Source organism: Ureibacillus terrenus, assembly GCF_006569205.1.
GTDB classification, from domain to species: domain Bacteria; phylum Bacillota; class Bacilli; order Bacillales_A; family Planococcaceae; genus Ureibacillus; species Ureibacillus terrenus.
On record NZ_VIGD01000013.1, the window covers coordinates 62,845 to 88,485 of the forward strand.

The following is a 25,641-nucleotide window of genomic DNA, read 5'->3' on the forward strand; positions in this document are numbered from 1 at the left end:
TTTGCATTATATATCCAAAAGATTATCCCAATAAATTCTTCCAGCTAAGTAAAATAAACATGTTTCTGAACGTTTAGGTTATGAAAACTCAAAGCTACCGCAGATACTTAACAAAAAAGGTCGAGCGGAATGCACTCGACCTTACAAAAACACTTGGAAATGCGGTAATTTTGTTGGCCAATTTGTGGTCGATCGGTATTTCCCGAATGACCAAAGACCTTATAAACGTTGATATTTCAAGCCTTAACCAATTGAACCTTCCATTTCGAACTTGATCAAGCGGTTCATTTCCACAGCGTATTCCATTGGAAGTTCGCGGGTGAATGGTTCAATGAATCCCATAACGATCATTTCCGTCGCTTCCTGTTCGGAAATGCCGCGGCTCATCAAATAGAATAATTGCTCTTCGGACACTTTGGATACTTTCGCTTCGTGCTCAAGGGACACGTTGTCATTCATAATTTCGTTGTATGGAATTGTATCGGAAGTGGATTGGTTATCCAAAATCAATGTGTCGCATTCGATATTCGCACGGGCGCCGCTTGCTTTCGGACCGAAGCGGACAATACCGCGGTATGTCACTTTACCTCCTTGTTTCGAAATGGATTTTGACACGATTGTGGAGGATGTGTTTGGCGCCAAGTGAATCATTTTCGCGCCGGCGTCCTGATGCTGGCCTTTGCCAGCCAACGCGATTGACAATGTCATGCCGCGGGCGCCTTCCCCTTTCAGGATGCAGGCAGGATATTTCATTGTCAATTTGGAACCGATGTTGCCGTCAATCCATTCCATTGTACCGTTTTCTTCAACAACCGTACGCTTTGTCACCAAGTTGTACACGTTGTTGGACCAGTTTTGGATGGTAGTATAACGGCAGTAGGCATCTTTTTTCACGATGATTTCCACAACCGCCGAGTGAAGGGAACTTGTTGAATAAATCGGTGCCGTACATCCTTCTACATAGTGGACGGATGCGCCTTCGTCCACGATGATCAAAGTCCGTTCGAATTGTCCCATATTTTCGGAGTTGATACGGAAGTATGCCTGAAGCGGAGTATCCACTTTGACGCCTGGCGGAACATAGATGAAGGAACCGCCGGACCAAACCGCCGTATTTAACGCGGCAAATTTATTGTCAGATGCCGGTACCACTGTTCCCCAATATTTTTTGAACAGCTCTTCGTTTTCTTTCAAAGCTGAGTCTGTATCTTTAAAGATAATCCCTTTTTCCTCAAGCTCTTTTTTCATATTGTGGTAAACGACTTCGGACTCGTATTGGGCAGAAACCCCTGCAAGATATTTTTGTTCCGCTTCCGGAATACCCAACCGGTCGAACGTTCTTTTAATCTCTTCCGGAACTTCATCCCAGGAACGTTGAGTCGCTTCCGTAGGTTTTACATAGTAAGTGATTTCATCAAAATTTAATTCCGATAGGTCGCCGCCCCATTGTGGCATCGGTTTTGAATAGAATATTTCAAGAGCCTTTAAGCGGGACTCGAGCATCCATTCCGGCTCATTTTTCATTTTGGAAATTTCACGGACGATTTCTTCAGTTAATCCACGTTTTGAACGGAATACAGAAACGTCCTTGTCGCGGAAACCGTATTTGTAATCGCCAATATCAGGCACGTTTTTTGCCATGTTTTCTCCTCCGTTCAAAGTTAATTTTGCTCTTTCCTTACCCCTTTTTCGAGCGCTTTCCAGGCAAGGGTTGCGCATTTAATGCGGGCAGGAAACTTGGAAACGCCTTGCAGAGCAGCGATATCTCCCAATTTTTCCAAAGTTTCGTCATCGATTTCCTGCCCAAGCATCATTTTTGAAAACACATCTGCCAGTTCAAGAGCTTCATCAATTTTTTTCCCTTTAATGATTTCCGTCATCATCGAAGCGGATGACATGGAAATCGAACAACCTTCGCCGTCAAATTTGGCATCTTCCACAATTCCGTCATCATTGATTTTTAATGTAAGGTGAATGCGGTCACCGCAAGTAGGGTTATTCATATCCACCGTCACATTATTCTCATCCAAATGCCCTTTATTGCGGGGCTTTTTGTAATGCTCCATGATGACCGCGCGATATAATTGATCCAAATTATTCAAAGACATTGTTGAAATACTCCTTCGCTGCGCGCAATCCTTCAACGAGTGCATCGATATCTTCTTTATTGTTATAGAGATAGAAGCTTGCCCGTGCAGTTGCAGAAACATTCAACCATTTCATCAACGGCTGTGCACAGTGGTGTCCTGCACGGATGGCAATGCCTCTCATATCAAGAACCGTTGCAAGATCGTGAGGATGCACGCCATCTAAATTGAAAGTGATAAGACCGCAACGTTTATCCGGGTCTTTCGGACCGTAAATATGGATTCCTTCGATTTTCTCCATTTCAGACAACGCATATGCCACCAGATCATGTTCATGCTGTCTGATTCTTTCCATACCGATATTTGTCAGATAATCGATGGCAGCTCCCAAACCAATGGCTCCTGCAATGTTCGGCGTACCGCCTTCAAACTTCCAAGGAAGCTCTTTCCAAGTGGAATCATACAAATCCACGAAATCGATCATTTCTCCGCCAAATTCGATCGGTTCTGTTTTTTCCAGCAGTTCCTGTTTGCCGTAAAGAATACCGATTCCTGTAGGAGCGCACATTTTATGGCCTGAGAATGCCAAAAAGTCGCAATCCAAATCTTGCACATCAATCTTCATATGAGGTGCCGCCTGGGCCGCGTCCACCACCATCACGGCGCCGTTTTCATGGGCAATGGCCGCTACTTCTTTAATCGGATTGATGGTGCCAAGCACATTGGAAGCCATAGTCATCGCCACAATCTTCGTTTTTGGCGTAACGGTTTTTTTCACCGTTTCCAATGAAATGGTACCGTCTTCTTCCAAATCAATATATTTTAAAACGGCCTTTTTCTCTTTCGCAAGCTGCTGCCATGGAATCAGGTTCGAATGATGTTCCATGTAGGTAATGACAATTTCGTCGCCTTCCTGTATATTCTGTCTTCCGTAGGAGCTGGCAACAGTATTGATGGATGTGGTAGTTCCCCGGGTATAGATGATTTCTTTCGTTGATTTCGCATTGATAAATTTGCGGACTTTTTCCCGCGCTCCTTCGTACGCATCTGTCGCGCGGTTTCCTAAAGTGTGGACGCCGCGGTGCACATTGGCATTATCAAAATCATAATATTTGCGGACAACTTCCAGCACTTGCACAGGCTTTTGGGACGTGGCGGCGCTGTCAAGGTAAACAAGCGGATGGCCGTTTACTTCCTGATTTAAAATCGGAAAATCTTTTCGGTATTCATTCATTTGCGAACTTTCCCTTCAATAACCTTTGTTAATTGCTTTTTAACGCCTTCGATCGGCAGCGAATTGACAACCGGTGCAAGGAATCCGTGGATGATCAGGCGCTCTGCCTCTTCTTTGGAAATTCCTCGGCTCATCATGTAGTAAAGCTGAGTAGGATCCACCCGTCCGACGGAAGCGGCGTGTCCTGCCATGACATCATTTTCATCGATTAACAAAATCGGATTGGCATCCCCGCGGGCTTTACCAGAAAGCATCAACACACGGGATTCTTGTTGTGCATTCGATTTGGAAGCTCCATGTTCGATTTTGCCGATTCCGTTAAAAATCGTCTGGGCAGCATCTTTCACTACGCCGTGGGTTAAAATGAACCCTTCGGAATTTTTGCCCCAATGACGGACTTCAGTCGTGAAGTTTTGCTTCTGTTCACCTGTGGCGACCACGACTGTTTTTGTATCCGCGGATGAACCGTCTCCGACAAGATGTGTAATATTTTCGGAAATTGTGTTGGAATTATTCATTAAACCTAATGCCCAATTGATTTTTGCATCCCGGTTTAAATGGGCGCGGCGATTCACATAAGTCGTAAATCCTTTGGCAAGCACATCCACCGCACCGAAAGTGACTTGCGCATTATCCAATGCGATCACTTCTTCAATCAAGTTCGCCTGACCTTTTGCAGTTTCAACCGTCGATAAATAGTTTTCCACATAAGTCACGGATGAATTCTGATCCGCAACAATCAACACATGGTTGAATAATGAAGCCTCTTCGTCATCGTGGAGGAACACCACTTGAATCGGCTTTTCAATGACAACGTTTTTCGGAATATATAAAAACACTCCGCCGTTAACCAATGCCGCATGGTAAGCGGCCAATCTATGCTCGTCCGATTTGACAGCCGTTGTCATGAAATACTTTTGGACCAAGTCGCCATGTTCACGAACGGCCGTTAAGAAATCTGTAAATATAACGCCTTGAGCCTTCAGCTCTTCGGAAAGTTTCAAAACTGCCGGCGTATTGTTCCGTTGAATATAAAGGTTCTCCTGGTAATCAATATCGATTAATTCCTTTACTTCTTCAGGCAATTCTTCGATTGCGAAAAGATCGCTTTTTACCGTATGTTTAGGGAAGTTGATAAAATCCCATTTTTCGATGTTCGTTTTATCCGGTTTTGGCATTGGCAGTTCAGCAGCCTTTTCGATAGCAGCCGCACGCAGGTCCGCAAACCATTTCGGTTCATTGTTTGACTCAGAGAACGAGCGGACTTCGCTAGCTGAAAATGCCAATTTTGTTTCAATCGACATATGAATCGTCCTCCCAAATTAAACTTCTTCTTTTTCAATTACTGCATCTGTGTTTTCAATGCCTAATTCCTTTTTAATCCATTCATAACCTTCTGCTTCAAGTTTTTTCGCTAGCTCAGGTCCGCCGGATTTTACGACACGTCCTTGCATCATCACATGTACATAATCCGGAGTGATGTAGTTGAGCAAACGTTGGTAGTGCGTAATAAGCAGGCAGCCGAAGTTTTCTCCGCGCATAGCGTTGACGCCTTTCGCGACAACTTTTAACGCATCTATATCAAGACCGGAGTCGATTTCGTCCAAAATCGCAAAAGTCGGCTTTAACATCATCATTTGAAGAATTTCATTGCGCTTCTTTTCACCGCCTGAGAAACCTTCATTCAAGTAACGTTGAGCCATTTCCGAATCCATTTCCAAGAATTCCATCGTCTTGTCCAATTCGCGAATAAATTGCATGATGGAAATTTCATTGCCTTCCCCGCGGCGGGCATTGATTGCGGAACGGATAAAGTCGGCATTTGTTACACCGGAGATTTCAGATGGATATTGCATCGCAAGGAAAAGACCCGCTTTTGCGCGTTCGTCCACTTCCATCTCCAAAACATTTTGTCCATCTATTTCAATTGTACCTTGAATCACTTCATATTTCGGATGACCCATAATGGCCGCTGCCAAAGTGGATTTACCAGTACCATTAGGCCCCATGATCGCATGTACTTCGTTTGTATTGATCGTTAAATTTACGCCTTTTAAAATCTCCTTACCTTCAATTGCTACATGAAGATCTTTGATTACTAAAGTAGACATCTATATACCTCCATCTTTTTATGGTTGGTAGTACCATCGTTAAGTAGTACCATTACTAATTTATTATCATTCTAATCTTAACCGAAATCAAGTAAGCATGCAAAACATTTAGACTTTAAAACCCATAAATCAGAAAAATCCCCACCAATATTAGGATTTCCAAATCTTCAATCAGTTTATCTCACCCGAGGATTTGTAAAAAGCAGGTTGATTTATTTTCAATAAACCAAAACTAATTGAGAATTATTATTAATAAGTTAAATTTTACGCAAGACCCGTTAACCTTAGAAATCATATCATCGCATTTCCTGAATTGTACAATTCCATCATTTGTGCCAAATAATTTTTTTGAATAATTGTTATTTAATAAATTTTTAATGTAGCATTTATTTCTTTCCATCTTGCAAAAAAGTGTTAAAACTTCAAACAGCATCGAACATTTCTATCGTTTACTTTTAAATAAATTTCTTTTAATATAAAAATTGCATATATATATTACATAGACTCATCTCGTTTTTAGATGATTAGGGGGGAGCATTCTGGAATTACGTCAATTGCGTTACTTCGTGGAAGTGGCTGAACGGGAACATATTTCGGAAGCGGCGGAGCATCTTCACGTCGCCCAATCCGCTGTCAGCAGACAGATTGCGAATTTGGAAGAAGAGCTCGGAACGGCACTTTTTGAACGGGTCGGGCGAAACGTAAAACTGACACCGATCGGAAAAATCTTTTTGGAACATGCCATAACGGCGCTTAATGCCATCGATTTTGCGGTAAAACAAGTGGAAGAATATTTGGATCCGGAACGGGGATCCATCAAAATCGGGTTTCCTACCAGTCTCGCAAGTTACGTCTTGCCGACAGTAATCTCCGCTTTTAAGAAAGAATATCCGGATGTATCATTCCACTTGCGGCAGGGATCTTACCGGTATTTAATAGAGGCCGTAAGAAACCGGGAACTGAACCTCGCCTTTTTGGGACCGGTGCCGCGCAAAGATGAAACAATCAATTCTTTGATTTTATTTAACGAAAATATTTGCGCTTTGCTTCCGGCAAATCATCGTCTGGCGAAACGCGACAAAATACAATTGGATGAACTCCGAAATGATCACTTTGTCCTTTTCCCTGAAGGATACATTCTACATAAAGTGGTAGTAGATGCATGCAAATCTGCAGGCTTTTCTCCAAAAGTCATTTCCGTCGGGGAGGATATGGATGCCTTAAAAGGGCTTGTTGCAGCGGGAATAGGCGTAACATTGCTTCCTGAAAGTTCCTTCTACGATTCTACTCCCCGGTTAACGATCAAAATGAAAATCGACAATCCAAGCATTACGCGCAATGTAGGCATCATTTATCCGGCCAACCGGGAATTGGCCCCTTCCGAACAAGTGTTTCTCAAATTTGTTCAATCATTCTTCTCCAGATTGAATCAATTTCAATAAGTGCCTAAAAAAGCCTCCCATGATTAGGAGGCTTTTTTTATTTATTTACAGGAACGACAGAGCCGCCCCATTCTTCAAGAATGAAGTCTTGGATTTCTTTGGAGCGCAATACTTCTACCAATTTTTTGATTTCTTCGCGGTTTTCGTCGCCTTTGCGCACGGCAATCACATTTGCATAAGGTGAATCGCTGCCCTCAATGGCAATGGAATCTTTCAATGGATTAATGCCGGCATCGATGGCGAAGTTGGAGTTGATGACAACCGCATCTCCCTCTTCATTTTCATAGTAAGTAACCATCATTTCCGGAGCATCAGTTGCTTCGATTTTCAAGTTTTTCGGATTTTCTACAATATCATCCAATGTGGCTTTTGTTTTATCAATGCCGTCTTTTAATTTGATTAAACCTTGCGCTTCAAGCAATGATAAAATGCGGCCATGGTCAGGAATTGAGTTTGAAATCAGGATTGTCGCACCATCAGGCAGTTCATCCAAAGATTTATATTTTTTGGAGTAGATGCCGATCGGTTCGATGTGGATACCGCCAGCATTGACTAGATCATAACCTTCTTCGGCCACTTTTTGTTCAAGATACGGAATGTGTTGGAAGTAGTTTGCATCAAGGTCGCCATTGTTCAAATCTTCGTTTGGCAATACATAGTCTTGATATTCTTCAATTTCCAGTTCAATTCCTTCTTTTTCCAAAATAGGTTTGGCTTTTTTCAAAATCTCCGCATGCGGTGTATGGGAAGCACCCACTTTTAAAGTCACTTTTTCTTTTCCATCTTCTTTTGTTCCTTCATCAGATGAAGATTTTGAATCTTCTTTTGTACCGCATGCCGCCAATGCGAGAACGAGCACGGATAACAACAAGAATGAGAAGATTTTCTTCATGCCTCTTACTCCTTTTCCTAAAATTTTTTATGTGAACGGCTTTTGCCTCATCACCCGTTAACGTTTGTCCGTTTTTGCGGTGATCGTGTCTCCGATCCATTGAATCACAAACACGATAATCAAAATTAAAATCGTTGCCATCAATGTCACATCTTCGCGGCTTCGTTGGAATCCTTCCAGAAATGCCAGGTTTCCGAGACCGCCCGCACCGATAATGCCCGCCATCGCCGTGTATCCGACAAGGGCAACGGCCGTCACCGTAATCCCGGATATAAGCGCAGGTTTTGATTCCGGTATCAATACTTTCCAAATAATTGTGAAAGTATTGGCACCCATTGATCTCGCCGCTTCAATGACTCCCTTGTCCACTTCCCGGAAGGCGATCAATACAAGCCGGGCATAGAATGGAGCCGAACCGACAATCAACGCCGGCAATGCGGCATTTACTCCGCGGATGGTACCAAGCAAAAACTTCGTAAATGGAATCAACAGAATGATTAAGATGATAAACGGTATGGATCGGAAAATATTGACAAGCGATCCCGTCAAGAAATGAACGATTTTGTTCGCCCAAATCTGATTCGGGCTGGTTAAAAACAGCAATATGCCGATCAATAAGCCAAGAACGAAGGTGACCGCCGTGGAAACAACCGTCATATAGATCGTATCGTACGTCGCCTGCCACATGATGTGCCATTTAACATTCGGAAATAACGTTTCCATCATTTCGTAATCACCTCCGCCTGAATATTCATCGTTTTCAGTTTTTCCATAGCCTTTTCAACATTTTCCGGATCGCCGTCAAGCTGGACAATCAACGTACCATAAGGGCCGTCCATTGTTTCGGATATATTGCCGTAAAGGATGTTCACATTGATTTGAAATTCTTTAATTAAATAAGAAATGACGGGCTGGCCTGAAGTATTTCCGACGAACGTTAATTTTACGACTTTTCCGGCCGGATAATTTTTTAGGATATGTTTGATGGCTTCTTTTGCTTCTCTTGAATCGGACACCTGCATGACAAAATTTTTCGTAATTTCCGCCTGAGGATTCCGGAACACCTCGAGCACGCTTCCCTGCTCTACAATGCGTCCTGCCTGCATGACCGCCACGCGATGGCAAATTTTGCGGATGACATGCATTTCATGGGTAATGAGCACGATGGTGAGACCAAGACGCTCATTAATATCGGATAACAGGCTCAAAATGGAATCAGTCGTTTCCGGATCCAGCGCGCTTGTCGCCTCATCGCAAAGCAGCACTTCCGGATTGTTTGCCAAAGCCCTCGCAATTCCCACACGCTGCTTTTGTCCGCCGGAAAGCTGGGATGGATAAGCATCTTCCCTGCCTTTCAACCCTACCAGCTCGATCAGTTCTTTAACCCTTTTTTCCCTTTCGGCTTTCGGAACTCCGGCAATTTCCAATGGGAAGGCAATATTTTCAGCCACCGTCCTGGACCATAACAAATTAAAATGTTGGAAAATCATGCTGATTTTTTGGCGGGCTTTGCGCAATTCTTTCCCTTTGATGGATGATATTTCAAGATCATTGACAACAACGGAACCGCTCGTCGGTTTTTCAAGCCCGTTCAAAAGGCGGATTAACGTACTTTTCCCGGCGCCGCTATATCCGATGATTCCGAAAATTTCACCTTTTTGAATGGACAAACTTACATGATCAACTGCGGTCAATTCCCCGTTCTTTGTTTTGTAAACTTTCGTGACATCTTTTACCTCGATCATTCCAAGTACTCCTTTTATAAACCGCAATATGTAAATTTTTTAAACTCCAACTACAGCATTATGTACATAAAAGCTGAATATTTCAATAAAAAAACCTCCTACTTTTTGTTATAAGTAGAAGGGAAGTTGAACTGCCCGCACTAAAGATCCGTAAAACTTCCTCTTATCTTTCAAAGTAAACAATACTTTGCGTGATTTGGCACCTTATCATATGGAACTATGATGGTTGCCGGGTTTCATAGGGCACTTCCCTCCACCACTCTTAATAAGAGTTTCCTATTTAATTATGGAATCACTGTAACATGTAATCTATCATATGTCAACTATAAAGTTAACTTTTCATATAAGTTTGGTACGGATTTAAAGGCATATATTTTTTCACGTATTTCTCCGTTCTTTGTAATAATTAAACAAGGAACGCTTTCGATTTTTTGTTCGAAAGCGAAATCTTCCAAAAAATTGATGTCCGCCTTTCCAATCGGGATGTTTGGGAGCAATTCCTCGATCACTTCCAACATTTTGGATGCCACTTTGCATGTTCCGCAAAAGGGCGTGTATAAATAAAAAGCGGTTACTTCATGATTTTTCATTTTTTCTTTCCATGTATTGATTGTCCATTCTTCCATATTCCACCATTTCTTTCCTATGCCAAATATTCTTTATGAACCTCAAATTTTGCGTCTTTCAATAATTGGGCCAACATTTTCCTAGGTACATTGGCAACTTCGATATAAGTTTTCGGAACGGTGAGATGAATCGCTTCGGAATAGATCCTTTTCATCAGCTTCCGCAACTTTTCACCGGATTGATCCGCATCAAAAAAAGTATATAATTCACAATCCTCATATGGCTCTAAAAGTTCAAGAAGGGCATCTTCACTAATCGTTCCATTTGTGCAGACAATTTTTACATCTTCCGCTAAAATTGGGGCCAATTTCATCATATCCGATCGACCTTCTACAATGATACATTTTTCATAATGCATATTGTTCACCCCACATTTTAAGATAGGAACCGAAGAAAGAGAAATAAAAAGGCTGTTTATTTATTATATTTTCATTTTAAAAAAACGCCAGTTTTTTCACTGGCGTTTCCCGAATTATTCTGAAATGATTTTTTCATATTCTTCCGCAGTAAGCAATTGGTCGATTTGCGAAGCGTCTGACGGTTCAACCACAATCATCCACGCTTGTTCATATGGAGATTCATTTACGAGTTCAGGGCTGTCTTCCAATTCCGTATTGACTTCCACCACTTTGCCGGATACAGGCGCATATAATTCAGAAACCGTTTTTACGGATTCAACGCTGCCGAATGGTTCATTCATTTGAACTTCGTCACCCACTTGAGGAAGTTCGACGAACACAATATCTCCAAGCTCGGATTGAGCAAAATCAGTGATTCCCACACGAACTTTTCCGTCTTCCACTTTCACCCATTCATGTTCTGAAGTATAGCGCAATTCCTTAGGTACTGTCATACTTTAACCTCCATCTGATATATGTAATCTTTAGAACAGTTTGACATATTTCTACAGTAAAAACAAGTCACTTCCAATTCTTTTCGAACTCTTCCTCTTTAAACCCAAGAGTGACTTTTTCGCCGTCCGTCACAATCGGCCGTTTAATCAACATACCGTCAGAAGCAAGCAGATCTAATTGTTCTTCCTCGGACATCTCGTTTAGTTTATCCTTCAAACCAAGGGATCTATACTTTTGGCCGGATGTATTAAAAAACTTTTTCAACGGCACTCCGCTTTTTTCCCAATAGGATCTGAGTTCTTCTTTCGTTGGTGTTTGTTCCACAATATTGATGGCTTCATACTGGATTCCATGCTCGTCCAGCCATTTTTGCGCTTTTTTGCAAGTTGTACATCTCGGATAATGAATAAATTTCAATGTCATCTCGATATCTCCTCATTTTCATAATTTTTCTAACTACTCTTATTTTTATCATGCATGATTCAAATCATGTGTTCAAGCAGAATTTTTTGTAAAAATTGTAGCTTTATACGGAATTTCATCCATGAAAACTTGGGCAGATCCTTCCCTTTTTGGGCACTTGCAATCACCTCTTTGGCAGATAACCCCTTACCTTCTGCTTATAACTCCCCAGCTCGTGCAATTGCCTACTCACCTTGGGCACATAATTCCTTATCTCGGGCTTTGCTTACTCCACTTGGGCACATAATTCCTCAGCTGGGGCGCTTGCCTACTCCACTTGGGCACATAACTCCTTACCTTGGGCACTTGCGTTCAACACTCGGGCACTTAAAAATTCCCCTTGGGCTTGACTCCTCACCTTGGCCACTTGCCTACTCAGCTTGGACATAACAGAATTTTGACATTCAAACAAAAAATGCCGGGAGCGGATCTAAATCCGCTCCCGGACACCATCGGGCATTACACAATATATTTTTCCGCCGCAATGAGGCGCTCTGCCGCTTCACGTTTTTTCAAAATCAAATTATATGGATTGTGGCGAGTCAATTTGCGCAATGCAGAAAGGGTGATCCGCTGATTGTCTCCCTCAACGGAAGCAATGATCGTTTCTTTTGCTTCTTTTTCAATTTCCGCAAAGGCTTCCTGGCAAAAGATTTGAGTGTATAACAATTTTTGTTTCGCTTTTTCCAGACCGTCCCTTTCAATCGCTTTAGCCGTGCGCAGGATGGCGGATTCCATTGCATAGATCAAAATGGCAATGTTTGCGATATTCACCAATACTTCCTGCTCTTCTTCAAGTTTTGTTCCAAATCGTTGCGCCGCTACCCCAGCTGCAAGGATGCCAATTTTCTTCGCGTTTTTCAACAGATATTTTTCCTGCTCTAACGGTGCGTCGCCGACCTCTTCCGGCATGAGCATAAGCAGCTCTTGTTGCAAGTTTTGCGCCACCTGAAGCAGTGGAAGTTCTCCCTTCAAGGCTTTCTTCATGAAAGTGCCCGGAATAATCAGGCGGTTGATTTCATTTGTCCCTTCGAAAATACGGTTGATGCGGGAATCACGGTAAATGCGTTCCACTTCATACTCGGACATGAAACCGTAGCCGCCGTGAAGCTGCACCGCTTCATCCGCCACATAATCCAGCGTTTCAGAACCGAACACTTTGGCAATGGAGCACTCAATGGCATATTCTGCTACCGCGTTTGCCACCGCTTTTCCATCTTTTTGTTCCTCGTCGGAAAGCTTGTTGAAACGATTTTCGAAATAGCCGACCGTGCGGTAATTGAGGGATTCGGACGCATAGAGCCGTGAAGCCATTGTCGCGAGCTTTTCTTTCGTTAAATTAAAGCTGGAAATTGTCCGGTTGAACTGTTTGCGCTGATTTGTGTACTGGATGGCAAGTTCCAACGCGCGTTTGGAAGCTCCTACAGTACCGATGCCCAGCTTATAGCGGCCAATATTTAAAATGTTGAATGCCACCACATGCCCGCGCCCGATTTCAAATAATACATTTTCCACCGGAACTGGAACATCTTCCAAAATCAATGTGCGGGTGGATGAAGATTTGATCCCCATTTTCTTTTCTTCGGGACCGACGGAAACCCCTGGGAATGAACGTTCAACAATGAATGCGGTGAAATGCTCGCCGTCCACTTTCGCATAAACGACGAATACATCCGCAAAACCGGAGTTTGTAATCCATTGTTTTTCTCCGTTCAGAATATAATGGGTTCCCGCTTCATTCAGTCTGGCGGTTGTTTTCGCACCGAGCGCATCGGAACCGGAACCCGGCTCAGTCAGCGCGTAAGCCGCAATCCATTCTCCCGTTGCCAATTTCGGCAAGTATTTTTTCTTTTGTTCTTCATTGCCAAAAAGGACGATCGGCAAAGAACCGATTCCAACATGGGCGCCATGCGTCAAGCTGAAACCGCCGGCGCGGGACATTTTTTCTCCAATAAGTGCAGATGTGATTTTATCTAAACCTAATCCTTCGTATTCCTCCGGGATGTCTGTCGCAAGCAGTCCCAATTCTCCGGCTTTATCCATCAGTTTTCGCGAATGTTCAAACTCGTGGTTTTCCAGTTTATCCAACACTGGCAATACTTCATTTTCCACAAATTCTTCCGTCGTTTTTGCAATCATTAAATGCTCTTCGGAAAAATCCTCCGGTGTAAACACTTTTTCCAAATCCACATCTTCGATTAAAAAGCTTCCGCCCTTTACATAATCTGTTGTTTGAACCATTTCCATTCCTCCCCTATACTTTTCGGACTAGATTAATATAAAACTTCAAACACGCCGGCAGCCCCCATGCCTCCGCCGATGCACATTGTCACGACGCCGTATTTTTTTCCTTGCCGCCTTAATTCATGAATCAATTTCAATGTTAAAATGGCCCCTGTCGCACCAAGCGGATGTCCAAGCGCGATCGCGCCGCCATTGACATTGACTTTATCCAGATCCAGACCTAAGTGGCGGATGACCTGGATGGATTGGGACGCAAATGCTTCATTGAGCTCCCATAAATCGATATCCTCCTGCTTTAATCCAGCCAGCTTCAGCGCTTTCGGCACCGCTTCAATCGGACCGATTCCCATTACTTCCGGCGGCACTCCTCCCACGGCAAAGCTGAGGAATTTTGCCAAAGGTTTCAAACCTTGCTTTTCCGCTTCTTCCCGATCCATGACAAGAAGCGCCGCAGCGCCGTCCGACGTTTGGGAAGCATTGCCGGCTGTCACCGTCCCATTCAGGCTGAACGCAGGCCGCAATGTGCTTAAAACCTCTTTAGTCGTATTTGGACGCACCCCTTCATCCATCGAAAAGGTGAATCGTTTCTCTTTTAGCGTATTATTTTCATCGACATAATATTGGACAACATCGATTGGAACGATCTCTTCTTCGAATTTTCCTTCCTGAATCGCCTTATGGGCCAACTGGTGTGACCGGACGGCAAATTCATCCTGATCTTCACGGCTCACACCATAACGTTTTGCCACTTCCTCCGCCGTATGCCCCATGCTCATGTAATACTGCGGTGCTTCTTCGGCAAGTTTCGGATTTGGACGAATCACATGCCCCATCATCGGCACCATGCTCATGGACTCCACCCCGCCGGCGATAATGGCCTTGGCGTGTCCGAGCATGATTCTTTCGGCGGCATAAGCAATGGACTGCAATCCGGAAGAACAGAACCGGTTGATTGTAATTGCCGGCGTTGTATCAGGGAGTCCCGCCAATGCACCGATATTTCTCGCAACGTTCATTCCCTGCTCCGCTTCCGGCATCGCGCAGCCCATGATTAAATCATCGATTTCTCCCTCATAACCTGCCCGTTTTATTGCTTCTTTTACAACGATTGCCCCGAAGTCATCAGGACGCATTTGGGCAAGCGATCCTTTTTTCGCTTTGCCGATCGGCGTTCTCGCACCTGACACGATTACTGCTTCTCTCATGTAGATCCCCCTTTGTTCTATATTTGATTAATTGCGCAGCGGCTTTCCGGTCACCAGCATATGTTGCATACGTTCCTGTGATTTCCGATCCGCCACAAGCTCCAGGAATGCCTGGCGTTCCAAATTCAACAAATATTCTTCCGGCACCTCTGTTCCGTATGGCACAAGTCCTCCCGCAATGACATAAGCAAGCTTTTTCGCAATTTTCAAATCATGTTCCGAAATATATCCGCCTGTGTACATGTTTTGCGCACCAAGCAGAAGCGTTGCATAACCCGGCGCCCCAACGACTTTAATTTTCTTTTTCACCGGCGGTTTATAACCGGATTCATATAACTGGAGCGCCACTTGTTTTGCATCATAAATCAAATGATCCGGATTGACGGAGATGCCATCTTGTTTGCCCAGGAAGTTATTTTCGCGGGCTTCTTCCGCGGAAGAGGATACTTTTGCCATGGCAATCGTTTCAAACACTTTATTGGCCACTGCCTGCAAATCGATTTCCACCCCGTTTGGCAGGCTTTCCAATGTTTTTTCATAGAGAGCCAAGTTGCCTCCGCCTCCAGGGATGAGTCCAACGCCGACTTCCACAAGCCCCATATATGTTTCCACGGATGCTTGAATGCGCGCTGCAGGCAAGCATACTTCCGCACCGCCGCCGAGCGTCATGCCGAAAGGTGCCGCCACAACCGGTTTTTTCGAATATTTAATGCGGCGCATCGTTTTTTGGAATGCCCTTACCACATAATCCAATTCGAAAATGTTGTCATCCTGGGCTTCCATTAAAATCATGCCGAGGTTGGCACCGACGCAGAAATTTTTGCCCTGGTTGCCGATGACAAGCCCTTTGTAGTTGGCTTCGACCTCATCGAGGGCATAATTGATCATTTGGATGATGTCCAGACCGATCGCATTGGATTTTGAATGGAATTCAAGCAGCAAAATGCCGTCACCGATATCGATCAGGCTGGCTCCTGAATTGGATTTAATCACTCCATGACGCTTTTTATAACGCTTCAAATCTATGACTTTTTCATTCACAGGAATGGCTTCATAATTTTCTCCATTAAAGTAGGCCAACTGACCGTCTACTTCTTTATAGAAAGTTTCATAGCCTTTTTCCAATAATTTCTTCACAAATGGAGGAACTTCCCGTCCTTCTTCTTCCATTTTCTTCACGGATTTTTCTACGCCTATCGCATCCCAGATTTCAAAAGGTCCATGGCTCCATCCAAAGCCCCATTTCATCGCATTATCGATTTCCACAATATTATCGGCGATGATGCCGTTCAGCTGCCCGGAATAGATCAACGTCGGAGCCAAAACGTTCCATAAAAGCTCCCCTGCACGGTCATTGGCATATACTAAAGTTTTCAGGCGATTTTCAATTCCCTTCGTCTGTTTTGCCAGTTCGATGGACGGCGCCTGCAATTTCTTTTGAGGCACATACTCAAGGGTAGCCGGATCAATCTCATAAATATCTTTTCCTTTTTTTACATAGAATCCACGGCCTGATTTTGCTCCAAGCGCCCCTTTTTCCACCAGCTTTAAAATGAGTTCAGGCACTTCAAACACTTTCTGCTCATCGCCTGTTGTTTGGTCATACACTGTTTTGGCCACATGAATATACGTATCCAGTCCTACAACATCCAAGGTGCGGAATGTCGCGGATTTCGGTCTTCCGATTATCGGACCGGTCACTGAATCCACTTCGCCGACTGAATAGCCGCGTTTCAACATTTCATGAAGCGTAATTTGCAATCCGTATGTTCCGATGCGGTTGGCAACGAAATTAGGCGTATCTTTTCCGATTACGACCCCTTTTCCAAGTACGTCTTCTGCAAAGGTTTTCATGAAAGACAATACTTCCGGCAATGTATGTTCAGTCGGAATGATTTCAAGCAATTTCAAGTAACGGGGCGGGTTGAAGAAGTGCGTTCCTAAAAAATGGTTTTTAAATTCCTCTGAACGCCCTTCCACCATTTTATTTACGCTGATTCCGGAAGTGTTGGAGCTGACGATGGAGCCCGGTTTTCTTACCTTTTCGATTTTTTCGAATAAATTACGCTTCACTTCAAGGTTTTCAACAACAACTTCAATGATCCAGTTCGCTTCTTTCAGCTTGTCTAAATCGTCCTCCAAATTCCCGACCGTCAATAATGCCAAATTTTTCGGAGATGTCAGCGGCGCCGGTTTTTGTTTCAACAATTTTTGCACAGCATTGTTCACGATGCGGTTTCGCACTGCCGGATGCTCAAGCGTTAATCCTTTTGCTTCCTCTTCTTTTGTCAGTTCTTTTGGGACAATATCTAACATATATGTTGGTATGCCGATATTTACTAAATGTGCTGCAATGCCGGACCCCATGACGCCGGATCCAATCACTGCCACTTTCTCAATTTTGTAAGCCACAAATAATTCCCCCTTTTTTCACATTTGAATGAACAATCATTCATTTTCATCGCCTGATCCCCTTTGTTCATATACAACTTATTCAACCAATAGCGGAAAGATGTATTGAAAAAATGAATGATTATTCATTTTTTGTTTAAAAAAATACATGAAACAGCTATTCCTGTAACTAGTGTAGATGATTTTTCACTTTTTCGCAATCCTTTTATTTTAATTTTCTAAATTTAATTAATAGTTTCTCATTTCATCCAAAACATATTTCTTTTCCACAATCGTCAAAATGTGTAAACTACTAGGTAAGGAGGCGAGAAAAAAGTGAAAGAAATTACTACTGTTGAACAATTTAATGAAACTATCGGCAAAGACCGCCCGGTGATTGTAAAATTTTATGCCACTTGGTGCCCCGACTGCACTCGCATGAACATGTTCATCGATCCGATTGTTGAAAAATACAGCCAGTATGAATGGTATCAAATCAACCGCGACAATTTCCCGGACATCGCGGATCAATATCAGGTATTGGGGATTCCTAGTTTATTAATTTTTAAAAATGGTGAAAAACTTGCGCACCTTCATAGTGCAAACGCAAAAACTCCGGAAGATGTAACGAATTTTTTAGAAGCGCAAACAGTATGAAAAAAGTTGGACATAACTTTTACGATGAAAGTTATGTCCCTTTTATTTTTACACATATTGTTTTTTATCTTTTTCCCCGTTAAAAATGCTGAACATCAAACTGAGTCCGGCCGCCACTTCAACCAATCCAGTCGAATACACTTTAATAAACCAGATGCCGAATGGCAATGTGCCCGTCGTGATGGAAGAGACCGGCAGGATCAGCGAAAAAACGAAACAAGGAAGAAAAACGCAAATGAACAGCCGTCCGTTCAAGTAAATGTTCCAACTTTTGATGCATATGAGGGCCAAATAAATCCCCCAAAAGATGCGGCAGATAAAAATATACCAAAAAAACAGATGAATATTATCATAATGAAGGTTCTCGCTTATTTGCTGCTTCATATCCATGCTGACAATTGCCAAAATAAAAAGCCCAAAAATCCAAAGAATCCGCCATACATATGTCCATAATTTATCCACAAGCGCCCTCCGTCCCTAAGTTAATTGCAACATTATATGAGACGGATGCGCCCTTCTATGTTTCCAAATCCATTTTTTTTAAGATTGATATTCCTCTAACTCTTTAATCAATTGTTCAAATACATCTTTTACCGCGCCTTTCCGGATTTCTTGAAAACGCGTGCCTGCCCAAAGGGACATGGCCTGAGGATTTTGATCTTTCAATGCTTTTGCCCGAATCGGCTGCGTCAATGCATTGACCGCGGGATAAATGGCGGGTGCAATGTTTTCATACCTGGTCATAAATTCATTTTTCAACCCCCGCGCAAGCCTTCCTGTAAAGGTTCTTGTCAGGGCTGTTTCCGCAAACTCACCAGATGTCAAAGCCCGTTTATAAACCGGGTTGGCTCCGCTTTCTTCCGTACAAAGGAAAGCTGTTCCAAGTTGCACGGCATCAGCCCCCGCATTTAATGCCAGATGAATGTCCTTCCCATTCATGATTCCGCCTGCCGCAATAATGGGGAGCGGAATTACCTTTCGCGTCATGGCAATCAACTCAATCAATGGCACATGGGTATCCTCGTCCACATTCCGGAAGGTTGCCCGGTGGCCGCCCGCTTCCGGTCCCTGCAAACAAATCGCTTCCGCTCCGTTTTCCGCAGCTATCTTCGCTTCTTCCAAATTCGTCACCGTCACAATGACGCGGCTGCCATTATTTTTGAGTTGTTCAATGATGTCTTCCGGAGGACAGCCAAATGTAAAAGAAACATATGGAACTTTATGCTTCATCACCAGTTCCAGTTTCTCCTGCCAATAATCGTCGCCCGGTTCCGGAAGGGCCAACCGAATGCGGAAATCTTCTTCCAGACGCTCCTTGTACAAATGCAAGGATTCATCCATCTCATCATTTTGGGGAACAAAAAGATTCACCCCGAAAGGCAACGCGGAATCTTTGCATTTTATGATTTCCTGCTCAATTGCCTCCGGTGTTTTATAGCCGGCCGCCAAAAAACCGAGCCCCCCGCATCTTGAAACGGCAATGGCCAAGTCGGCCGTTGCGATTCCCCCCGCCATCGGTGCTTGAATAATCGGATACTGCAAATTGGCAAACATTTGTCTTCATCCCCTTTGTGTCATGATCAAATCAGTTTAACTCTATTATAAAATTTCTCCCAAATTTATAGAAAGACTGTTCAACAAAGTAGGCAAGCACAAGAAAAAGGCATCTGAATCATGATTCAGATGCCTTTTTTCTTTAAGCCGTCTTTTTATCCTTTTCAAAGAACAATATCAATGTCGGCAACAACATGCCGCGCACCAGGAAGGTGTCGATCAAGATTCCGACCGCGACCATAAATCCGAACACGAATAAATCGATGACCGGCATTGTCGTTAAAGCGGCAAAAGTCGCCGCCAGGATGACCCCTGCGGAAGAAATCACTCCGCCTGTATTACGGACGGCGATTTCCAATGCATTTTTCACCGTTTCATACTTCCGTTCCTCCAAGAAACGGCTCACCATGATGATGTTGTAATCAATGCCGAGCGCCACAAGGAAGATGAACGCATAGACCGGTGCGCGCGTGGATACCGCATCATAACCAAAGAGATGGTCCAAAAGGAATAATCCTAAACCTAACGCAGACGCATAGGAAATCAAAATGGTCGCCATCATATAGATCGGCATTTTTACAGAACGTGTAAGGAAGATCAATAATCCAAAAATCAATAGCGTTTCCAGGCTAAAAATGACTTTGATATCGCGTTTATTAATATCCTCTTCATCGACCAATTTGGCCGTTGTGCCGGCAAATTCCAATTTCACTTCTTTTCCGCCGGATAGTTGGAAGGTTTGATGATCGTCGCGGAATTCTTTAATGAAGTCAATCGCTTCGACGCTGTACGGATCTTCACTTAAGGAAATCGTGATTTTTCCGTATTTTCCATCCTCCGTAACCCCGGATGCCCTTGCGGATCCGATATGTTCATTTTCTGAAAAATTTTGGGCGATTTCCTGGACTTCTTCAAATGTCAAATCTTCTCCCGTTACAAGTGCGGTCGTTTGCGCCAGATCCCCTTTATTGAACTTCTCCTCCACGATTTCAAAACCTACACGGGAAGGCAAATCTTCAGGGAAGTTTTTGACCATATTAAATTCATATTTGATGTTCAATACATTCAAAGCGGTGATGACCAGAAACAATAGCACTGCTGCTCCAACGACTACCGGTTTGTTTGTGACAAACTTCGCAATCGGTCCCCAAATGCCATGTTTCACTTCGCTTGTTTCGCCAAATTTCGGAACCTTAGGCCAGAATGCTTTGCGTCCAAATAATGCAAATAATGCCGGCACAAGCGTAATGGATGCTATCATGATAATGATCATGGCCGTCGCAAAGATTGGGGCAAAGTTCTGATATTCCCGGAAGCGGGCGAAAATCAAAATAATCATCGCGGCCAGCACCGTACTTGCCGCAAACAGTACCGGCGTTGCCGTTGAACGCATGGCGACCTTCATCGCTTCAAACTTGTTTTCATGATAGTTCAATTCTTCCCGATAGCGGGAAAATACAAATAGCGAATAATCAATCAGCGCTGCGAACAACAGAATGCTCATGATGGAAACCGTCGAGTTGTTGATTTCAAGTCCTGCAGCCCCCAGGAATGCGACCGTCTGATTGACAACCTGATACACAACGACTGTCGCAAGCAACGGAATCAGTGCAAGCAGCGGAGAACGGTAAATTAATATCAGCAATACCAAAATGATCACAATCGTGGCAATCAATAGTTTGAAATCCGCGGATTCGAACAGTTTTACCGTATCCCCCGAGATGCCTGCCGGACCCGTGATATAGAATTCCACACCCAACTCTTCCGCGATTTCCTTCCCTACTTCGGTAGCTTTGTCGTTGATTTCGGCATATTGGGAGCTGCCCAAATCTTTTTCCAAGCTCATCGGAACAATCATTGTCGATTGATCTTCGGAAATGAAAGAGGTTAAGGCTTGCGGAGGCATTTTCGTTACATCCAGAATCATTTCGATTCCGTCAATATCCGCATCTTTTATACCCTCAATAATTTTTCCCACTTCATCGACCGCAATGTTTCCGTCCGGTTTATGAAACACATAGATTCCCGGAGTCCCTTGCTCGTCAGGGAAATATTGATCCAACTTGTTTTGGGCAATGATGGAAGGGGCATCGTCAGGCAGAGCCTGAAAGTTTGTCGTTTTATAATCGCTGAGCCTTGGTCCTGCGCTGACGGCAATCATTACGATCAGCCAAATGGCAACCGTAATCCAGGCGCCTTTTTTCGTTGACACCTTATCTGTTATTGACTGAATGAATTTCATAATGTTCCTCCTAATGTTAGGGAATTTATTTTATTCAAAAAAATGGAATTTCAATGAAATAAAAAATAATCGGTATACGTTTAATATTATAACGAAGTAAAAAAAGGCCTTAAACCAAAAAATATCCTAGAAAATGTTACAGAATTGCAAAGTTATTCATTTTTAATCAAAAATCATTGTATATTTTTGAATAACAAAGAATTTGCTTTTAACAATTGTTATTCTAACATAACATTTTCCCATCCTCCATTGACATTTCTTTGATAAATATTCACAGCAAGGTGTTGTCCATGAAAAAAATCATACAATTGGAAGGATTTTCTCAATACCATCCGTCCATTCATTCTTCTTATCGAAGCTCCGCCTGCGGGCCAACCACCATCTACGTGATTCTGAAATATTTAATCGGGGAAGAGTTTGCGCTGGATGTCAATGCCCTTTATTCATTGCTGGGAACAACCAAAATCGGTTTGTTCCGGTGGAGACTGGTCAAGCGTTTGCAAAAATATTTGGGCCCCGACTGGGTCGTGGCAAAATGTTCTTTAAAAAATGCGTTGAAGCAGATTGATGAAGGCAGACCGGTTGCCACGAAGTTTGATAAATATTTTACGTTCCAGTGGAAAGCGGAACCGACTTTCAAATACCATTGGGTTCCCCTCATCGGCTATGAAATCAATGACGGAGAATTATTCTTGTATGTCCATGACAATGGCGGCGTCAATCGGGACAGCCAAATCCGAAAGGTGCCTTATGAAAAAGACCGGAAAGTCATCAGCTTTGTAAAAATTGAACCGAAAAAGAAAAATTGAGGGCGCAAACCGCAAGTTTGCGCCCTTTTCATTATACGAACGAAAATAACGAGCAAGCATGTTTCGCAATCGATGTATACCCCTTGGCCGCCAATTGTTCAAATAGACCTGCGGAATAATCCGGGACGGACAATTCTTCCAAATTTGCCTTTATGGAAACATTTCTTTGAATTGAAGCCAATTGATATGACAGTTTTAACATGTCGATCTGCTCTTTGATTTTGTTCCGCTGGCTTGGTTTCAATCGTTCCAGATTTTGCAGGACCCCTTCCACCGACCCGTATTGCCGGATAAGTTGCAATGCTGTTTTCGTCCCAATGCCTTTTACTCCCGGATAGCCGTCGCTGGCATCCCCCATCAACGCTTTCACATCGACAAACTGATGGGGTTCAATTGCATATTCCTCTTTGAATTGTTGGACTGTATACACGTCATACTCAGAATAACCTTTTTTCGTAAAGGCGATTTCCGTGGAAGGGTTCAACAATTGCAGCAAATCCCTGTCACCGCTGATGATCGTAATCTTTGCTTCCTTCTTCCATTTCTCCACGATCGAACCGATGCAATCATCCGCCTCCATCCCCGCTTCGCCGATATTTTTCCATCCGATCCATTCTGCAACTTCTTTTGCCATTTCAAATTGCGGAACCAATTCCACCGGAGGATTGCTTCGGTTGGCTTTATACCCTTGAAACAGCTCATTCCGGAACGTATGGCTCCCCATATCCCAGCAAATCTCCAAATGGCTCGGTTTGATGATGGACTGGGCCGTCAGTACATGCCTTGCAAATCCCTGCACGCCATTTGTCGGCCTTCCATCCGGCAAATATTGATAATGCCCCATCACGCTTGTGGCATAAAAGGACCGGAATAACAGGGCCATCCCGTCGATTACCAAAAGATGCGGATGTTGTTTGTTCATGCATAATTCCTCGCTTTCCATCCCATCCATTATAACAGACCGGCATCCATCTGCAACCTGCATGTCTTGCTTTCAAAATAAAAGCACCTTCCCCGCAAATATTGCGGGAAAAGTGCTTTCTTCAATCCCTCCGCTTCATATCCCGGATGGCCTGAATCGATAATCGTACAAGGAGAATGGAACATAAAAACAATCCGAGATACGCCGCCGTATTTAAATAAATGGCATAGACCGTTTCGATAAATTGGGAAATCGCAAGAAGCGCCGTCGATATAAACCCGAACGTGATGCCCACCATCAGCAGCACAAATTTTGAAAACAGTTGGGTAACAAATTTGGCGTTTGTTTTATCCGAGAAAATATCATGATGCAAAATGACTTTTCCATCTTCGATTTTCCGGATCAATTGATCAACACGTCTTGGAATTTTCCTCAAATTCGGAACCAAAAGAGCCAGCTCTTCCTGGATTTTTTCCATCGTTTCCATCGGCTCTTTAAACGGCTTTCGGATGGAAGCTTTCATGTAATTGTTCATAAATTCCTTCGCTTCATCAAAAATATTAAATTTCGGATCAAGCATGTTGATGGTGCCGTCCAATGTAATGATCACCCGCAAGGCAAGGCTCACGGACGAATAAAATTGCAATCCCGATTCCCGGATTACCGTAAAAATGGAATAAATCGTCTCATCCGTCGGAATTTTATTGACATAGGAGATTTTCAATAAAATTTGGCCAATCGCCTGTTCCAGCTCCTGGCGATTAATTTCGTCCTTGTTTTTGATCAATAATGAAATGGCATCAAATAAAATGGATGCATCTCCCTGCTGGATGCCGATAAAAAACAATTTTAAACCTTCCTGTTGCTGTCCCGACAACCGGCAGACCGCCCCGAAATCAAGGATGGCCAATTCGCCGGTTTCAGGATTTACAGAAATATTTCCGGGATGCGGATCCGCATGGAAAATGCCCGAAATCAATGCCTGTTCCAAATAGGAGTACATGAGCGTTCTAGCCAATTCCCTGCGGTCTATCGCCTGTTTATCATCCACTTTGTCCAACTCGGAAATGCTGACGCCTTTCACATATTCCATCACCAGGATGTTTTCGTTGCTGAACTCTTCATATACCCGCGGGATTTTCACATTCAGCTCGCTATGCTTTAAAACATTTCTTATTTGAATCATATTGCGGGCTTCAATGGAAAAATCCGTTTCTTCTTTCATCGAATTGGCAAACCCTTCGGCCAACGCTTTGAATCCCATGCTCTCCGCCCATTGGGATTTCGCCGTGATCCAGTCCGCGAATTCCAATAATATGCTCAAATCTTCTCTCATGATGGTCTTGATCTGCGGACGCAAAATCTTGACCACCACTTCCTCATGGGTATCTTTCAGCACCGCCCGATGGACTTGTCCAATGGAGGCAGCAGCCAAAGGCTTTTCCTCAAAAAAAGAAAAAACATCCTCCGGATCCCGATTATAATTCTCCTTCAAAACGGTTTTGACTTCGTCGTAAGTCATCGGTGAAACTTTCTGCTGCAGCTTTTTCAATTCTTCAATAAAGACAGGTGAAAACAGTTCTTTTCGTGTCGACAACACCTGTCCAAATTTGATGAAAATGCCGCCGCTCTCTTCAAGCGTCGCCCGTAAAGCGATGGCCAATTGTTTGTCCGTATCCCTGTTTCTTGCGTATTTCACCGTTTTGGTAATGCCATTCGTGACCGCCGCTTTTAACACCGTTCTCAAACGTTTTTGATAACGCCAATAATTGACCATTTTCCTGAAAATGGTTTTTTGTGAATACCGCCTTGCGCCTTCATCCAACGCAATCGGGTCAAACAGTTCAAAAAACAAATAAATCAGCATGGAAATCAACAACATGCTTCCGATCCACAATAAAGTGGCGACACTGACCACGCCATCTTCGTACTGGGGATTTTCCCTGATATACGTGTACCAAAACACAAAGGTAGTGAATGAGACACTGATGATGACAGACAAAACTCTCCGGAACAAGTTCACATTGGAGCCAATCAGTCTACCGCTAATAAAAAAAATCATGATTGATACCAACAGAATTTGCAACAAGGCATTAATTGTACTCATTCACTTCACCACTTCCAATTGTATATCCATTATTCTTAGTATGGCTTCCATTCCAT

General features: G+C 43.3%; 23 protein-coding genes and 1 riboswitch. Of the genes, 3 read left to right on the plus strand and 20 right to left on the minus strand.

Annotated features, from left to right (window positions below):
- Positions 1 to 243: 243 nt before the first annotated feature.
- Genes sufB through sufC form a run of 5 tightly spaced genes read right to left on the minus strand, consistent with a single transcriptional unit; the run spans position 244 to position 5,432 of the window.
- Positions 244 to 1,641, minus strand: a complete 1,398-nt coding sequence (gene sufB, locus FKZ59_RS10705; RefSeq protein WP_141602748.1) for a Fe-S cluster assembly protein SufB — start codon at positions 1,639 to 1,641, stop codon at positions 244 to 246.
- 20 nt (positions 1,642 to 1,661) lie between these two features.
- A complete protein-coding gene (gene sufU / locus FKZ59_RS10710) occupies positions 1,662 to 2,108 on the minus strand; it encodes a Fe-S cluster assembly sulfur transfer protein SufU (RefSeq protein ID WP_141602749.1) in 447 nt (148 codons plus the stop codon).
- Positions 2,095 to 3,321: a cysteine desulfurase gene (locus FKZ59_RS10715; protein ID WP_141602750.1), complete on the minus strand. Its 1,227-nt coding sequence runs from the start codon at positions 3,319 to 3,321 to the stop codon at positions 2,095 to 2,097. Before FKZ59_RS10715 ends, sufU begins: the two co-directional genes overlap by 14 nt.
- On the minus strand, positions 3,318 to 4,625 hold the full coding sequence (sufD, locus tag FKZ59_RS10720; protein WP_141602751.1) for a Fe-S cluster assembly protein SufD: 1,308 nt from the start codon (positions 4,623 to 4,625) through the stop codon (positions 3,318 to 3,320). Before sufD ends, FKZ59_RS10715 begins: the two co-directional genes overlap by 4 nt.
- Before the next feature lie 18 nt (positions 4,626 to 4,643).
- Positions 4,644 to 5,432, minus strand: coding sequence for a Fe-S cluster assembly ATPase SufC (gene sufC / locus FKZ59_RS10725; protein WP_141602752.1), 789 nt, complete (start codon positions 5,430 to 5,432; stop codon positions 4,644 to 4,646).
- Between the two features lie 539 nt (positions 5,433 to 5,971).
- Between sufC and FKZ59_RS10730 the strand changes: the two genes are divergently transcribed.
- Positions 5,972 to 6,874: a LysR family transcriptional regulator gene (locus FKZ59_RS10730; protein WP_141602753.1), complete on the plus strand. Its 903-nt coding sequence runs from the start codon at positions 5,972 to 5,974 to the stop codon at positions 6,872 to 6,874.
- 37 nt (positions 6,875 to 6,911) lie between these two features.
- On the opposite strand, the gene FKZ59_RS10735 is transcribed toward FKZ59_RS10730, so the two are convergent.
- From FKZ59_RS10735 to FKZ59_RS10780, 10 genes are all read right to left on the minus strand, one after another.
- Positions 6,912 to 7,766 carry a MetQ/NlpA family ABC transporter substrate-binding protein gene (locus FKZ59_RS10735; RefSeq protein ID WP_141602754.1) on the minus strand — a complete coding sequence of 285 codons (855 nt, stop codon included), beginning with the start codon at positions 7,764 to 7,766 and terminating at the stop codon, positions 6,912 to 6,914.
- A 57-nt stretch (positions 7,767 to 7,823) separates the two neighbouring features.
- Positions 7,824 to 8,492 carry a methionine ABC transporter permease gene (locus FKZ59_RS10740; protein WP_141602755.1) on the minus strand — a complete coding sequence of 223 codons (669 nt, stop codon included), beginning with the start codon at positions 8,490 to 8,492 and terminating at the stop codon, positions 7,824 to 7,826.
- Positions 8,489 to 9,511 (minus strand): methionine ABC transporter ATP-binding protein, encoded by a 1,023-nt coding sequence (locus tag FKZ59_RS10745; RefSeq protein WP_141602756.1) that lies wholly within the window; start codon positions 9,509 to 9,511, stop codon positions 8,489 to 8,491. The genes FKZ59_RS10740 and FKZ59_RS10745 overlap by 4 nt, the downstream gene beginning before the upstream one ends.
- Before the next feature lie 160 nt (positions 9,512 to 9,671).
- Positions 9,672 to 9,783: riboswitch (SAM riboswitch) on the minus strand.
- 51 nt (positions 9,784 to 9,834) lie between these two features.
- A complete protein-coding gene (locus FKZ59_RS10750) occupies positions 9,835 to 10,137 on the minus strand; it encodes a thioredoxin family protein (protein WP_141602757.1) in 303 nt (100 codons plus the stop codon).
- A 17-nt stretch (positions 10,138 to 10,154) separates the two neighbouring features.
- Positions 10,155 to 10,496, minus strand: coding sequence for a toprim domain-containing protein (locus tag FKZ59_RS10755; protein WP_141602758.1), 342 nt, complete (start codon positions 10,494 to 10,496; stop codon positions 10,155 to 10,157).
- 114 nt (positions 10,497 to 10,610) lie between these two features.
- On the minus strand, positions 10,611 to 10,991 hold the full coding sequence (gcvH, locus tag FKZ59_RS10760; RefSeq protein WP_141602759.1) for a glycine cleavage system protein GcvH: 381 nt from the start codon (positions 10,989 to 10,991) through the stop codon (positions 10,611 to 10,613).
- A 67-nt stretch (positions 10,992 to 11,058) separates the two neighbouring features.
- Positions 11,059 to 11,415 (minus strand): arsenate reductase family protein, encoded by a 357-nt coding sequence (locus FKZ59_RS10765; protein ID WP_141602760.1) that lies wholly within the window; start codon positions 11,413 to 11,415, stop codon positions 11,059 to 11,061.
- 498 nt (positions 11,416 to 11,913) lie between these two features.
- Complete coding sequence (locus FKZ59_RS10770) at positions 11,914 to 13,695, minus strand: acyl-CoA dehydrogenase family protein (RefSeq protein ID WP_141602761.1); 1,782 nt, start codon at positions 13,693 to 13,695, stop codon at positions 11,914 to 11,916.
- Positions 13,696 to 13,727: 32 nt separating this feature from the next.
- Positions 13,728 to 14,903, minus strand: a complete 1,176-nt coding sequence (locus FKZ59_RS10775) for an acetyl-CoA C-acetyltransferase (protein WP_141602762.1) — start codon at positions 14,901 to 14,903, stop codon at positions 13,728 to 13,730.
- Between the two features lie 27 nt (positions 14,904 to 14,930).
- On the minus strand, positions 14,931 to 17,315 hold the full coding sequence (locus tag FKZ59_RS10780; protein ID WP_141602763.1) for a 3-hydroxyacyl-CoA dehydrogenase/enoyl-CoA hydratase family protein: 2,385 nt from the start codon (positions 17,313 to 17,315) through the stop codon (positions 14,931 to 14,933).
- A 315-nt stretch (positions 17,316 to 17,630) separates the two neighbouring features.
- Between FKZ59_RS10780 and FKZ59_RS10785 the strand changes: the two genes are divergently transcribed.
- On the plus strand, positions 17,631 to 17,951 hold the full coding sequence (locus FKZ59_RS10785; protein ID WP_141602764.1) for a thioredoxin family protein: 321 nt from the start codon (positions 17,631 to 17,633) through the stop codon (positions 17,949 to 17,951).
- A 48-nt stretch (positions 17,952 to 17,999) separates the two neighbouring features.
- Here FKZ59_RS10785 and FKZ59_RS10790 read toward each other — a convergent pair whose 3' ends face one another.
- From FKZ59_RS10790 to FKZ59_RS10800, 3 genes are all read right to left on the minus strand, one after another.
- Positions 18,000 to 18,413, minus strand: a complete 414-nt coding sequence (locus FKZ59_RS10790) for a hypothetical protein (RefSeq protein ID WP_141602765.1) — start codon at positions 18,411 to 18,413, stop codon at positions 18,000 to 18,002.
- Between the two features lie 78 nt (positions 18,414 to 18,491).
- Complete coding sequence (locus FKZ59_RS10795; RefSeq protein ID WP_141602766.1) at positions 18,492 to 19,505, minus strand: NAD(P)H-dependent flavin oxidoreductase; 1,014 nt, start codon at positions 19,503 to 19,505, stop codon at positions 18,492 to 18,494.
- Between the two features lie 142 nt (positions 19,506 to 19,647).
- On the minus strand, positions 19,648 to 21,747 hold the full coding sequence (locus tag FKZ59_RS10800; RefSeq protein ID WP_141602767.1) for an MMPL family transporter: 2,100 nt from the start codon (positions 21,745 to 21,747) through the stop codon (positions 19,648 to 19,650).
- Between the two features lie 290 nt (positions 21,748 to 22,037).
- Here FKZ59_RS10800 and FKZ59_RS10805 point away from each other — a divergent pair, with 290 nt between their 5' ends.
- Positions 22,038 to 22,556: a C39 family peptidase gene (locus FKZ59_RS10805; protein WP_141602768.1), complete on the plus strand. Its 519-nt coding sequence runs from the start codon at positions 22,038 to 22,040 to the stop codon at positions 22,554 to 22,556.
- Between the two features lie 31 nt (positions 22,557 to 22,587).
- On the opposite strand, the gene FKZ59_RS10810 is transcribed toward FKZ59_RS10805, so the two are convergent.
- Both FKZ59_RS10810 and FKZ59_RS10815 read right to left on the minus strand, forming a co-directional pair.
- On the minus strand, positions 22,588 to 23,478 hold the full coding sequence (locus FKZ59_RS10810; RefSeq protein WP_141602769.1) for a 5'-3' exonuclease: 891 nt from the start codon (positions 23,476 to 23,478) through the stop codon (positions 22,588 to 22,590).
- Between the two features lie 121 nt (positions 23,479 to 23,599).
- Positions 23,600 to 25,585, minus strand: coding sequence for an ABC1 kinase family protein (locus FKZ59_RS10815; RefSeq protein ID WP_141602770.1), 1,986 nt, complete (start codon positions 25,583 to 25,585; stop codon positions 23,600 to 23,602).
- Between the last annotated feature and the right edge of the window lie 56 nt (positions 25,586 to 25,641).

Excerpts from the sequence above, each read along its gene's own strand:
- sufB (WP_141602748.1), bottom strand. The coding sequence starts at position 1,641 with ATGGCAAAAAACGTGCCTGATATTGGCGATTACAAATACGGTTTCCGC.
- sufU (WP_141602749.1), bottom strand. The coding sequence starts at position 2,108 with ATGTCTTTGAATAATTTGGATCAATTATATCGCGCGGTCATCATGGAG.
- FKZ59_RS10715 (WP_141602750.1), bottom strand. The coding sequence starts at position 3,321 with ATGAATGAATACCGAAAAGATTTTCCGATTTTAAATCAGGAAGTAAAC.
- sufD (WP_141602751.1), bottom strand. The coding sequence starts at position 4,625 with ATGTCGATTGAAACAAAATTGGCATTTTCAGCTAGCGAAGTCCGCTCG.
- sufC (WP_141602752.1), bottom strand. The coding sequence starts at position 5,432 with ATGTCTACTTTAGTAATCAAAGATCTTCATGTAGCAATTGAAGGTAAG.
- FKZ59_RS10735 (WP_141602754.1), bottom strand. The coding sequence starts at position 7,766 with ATGAAGAAAATCTTCTCATTCTTGTTGTTATCCGTGCTCGTTCTCGCA.
- FKZ59_RS10740 (WP_141602755.1), bottom strand. The coding sequence starts at position 8,492 with ATGATGGAAACGTTATTTCCGAATGTTAAATGGCACATCATGTGGCAG.
- FKZ59_RS10745 (WP_141602756.1), bottom strand. The coding sequence starts at position 9,511 with ATGATCGAGGTAAAAGATGTCACGAAAGTTTACAAAACAAAGAACGGG.
- FKZ59_RS10750 (WP_141602757.1), bottom strand. The coding sequence starts at position 10,137 with ATGGAAGAATGGACAATCAATACATGGAAAGAAAAAATGAAAAATCAT.
- FKZ59_RS10755 (WP_141602758.1), bottom strand. The coding sequence starts at position 10,496 with ATGCATTATGAAAAATGTATCATTGTAGAAGGTCGATCGGATATGATG.
- gcvH (WP_141602759.1), bottom strand. The coding sequence starts at position 10,991 with ATGACAGTACCTAAGGAATTGCGCTATACTTCAGAACATGAATGGGTG.
- FKZ59_RS10765 (WP_141602760.1), bottom strand. The coding sequence starts at position 11,415 with ATGACATTGAAATTTATTCATTATCCGAGATGTACAACTTGCAAAAAA.
- FKZ59_RS10770 (WP_141602761.1), bottom strand. The coding sequence starts at position 13,695 with ATGGTTCAAACAACAGATTATGTAAAGGGCGGAAGCTTTTTAATCGAA.
- FKZ59_RS10775 (WP_141602762.1), bottom strand. The coding sequence starts at position 14,903 with ATGAGAGAAGCAGTAATCGTGTCAGGTGCGAGAACGCCGATCGGCAAA.
- FKZ59_RS10795 (WP_141602766.1), bottom strand. The coding sequence starts at position 19,505 with ATGTTTGCCAATTTGCAGTATCCGATTATTCAAGCACCGATGGCGGGG.
- FKZ59_RS10800 (WP_141602767.1), bottom strand. The coding sequence starts at position 21,747 with ATGAAATTCATTCAGTCAATAACAGATAAGGTGTCAACGAAAAAAGGC.
- FKZ59_RS10805 (WP_141602768.1), top strand. The coding sequence starts at position 22,038 with ATGAAAAAAATCATACAATTGGAAGGATTTTCTCAATACCATCCGTCC.
- FKZ59_RS10810 (WP_141602769.1), bottom strand. The coding sequence starts at position 23,478 with ATGAACAAACAACATCCGCATCTTTTGGTAATCGACGGGATGGCCCTG.
- FKZ59_RS10815 (WP_141602770.1), bottom strand. The coding sequence starts at position 25,585 with ATGAGTACAATTAATGCCTTGTTGCAAATTCTGTTGGTATCAATCATG.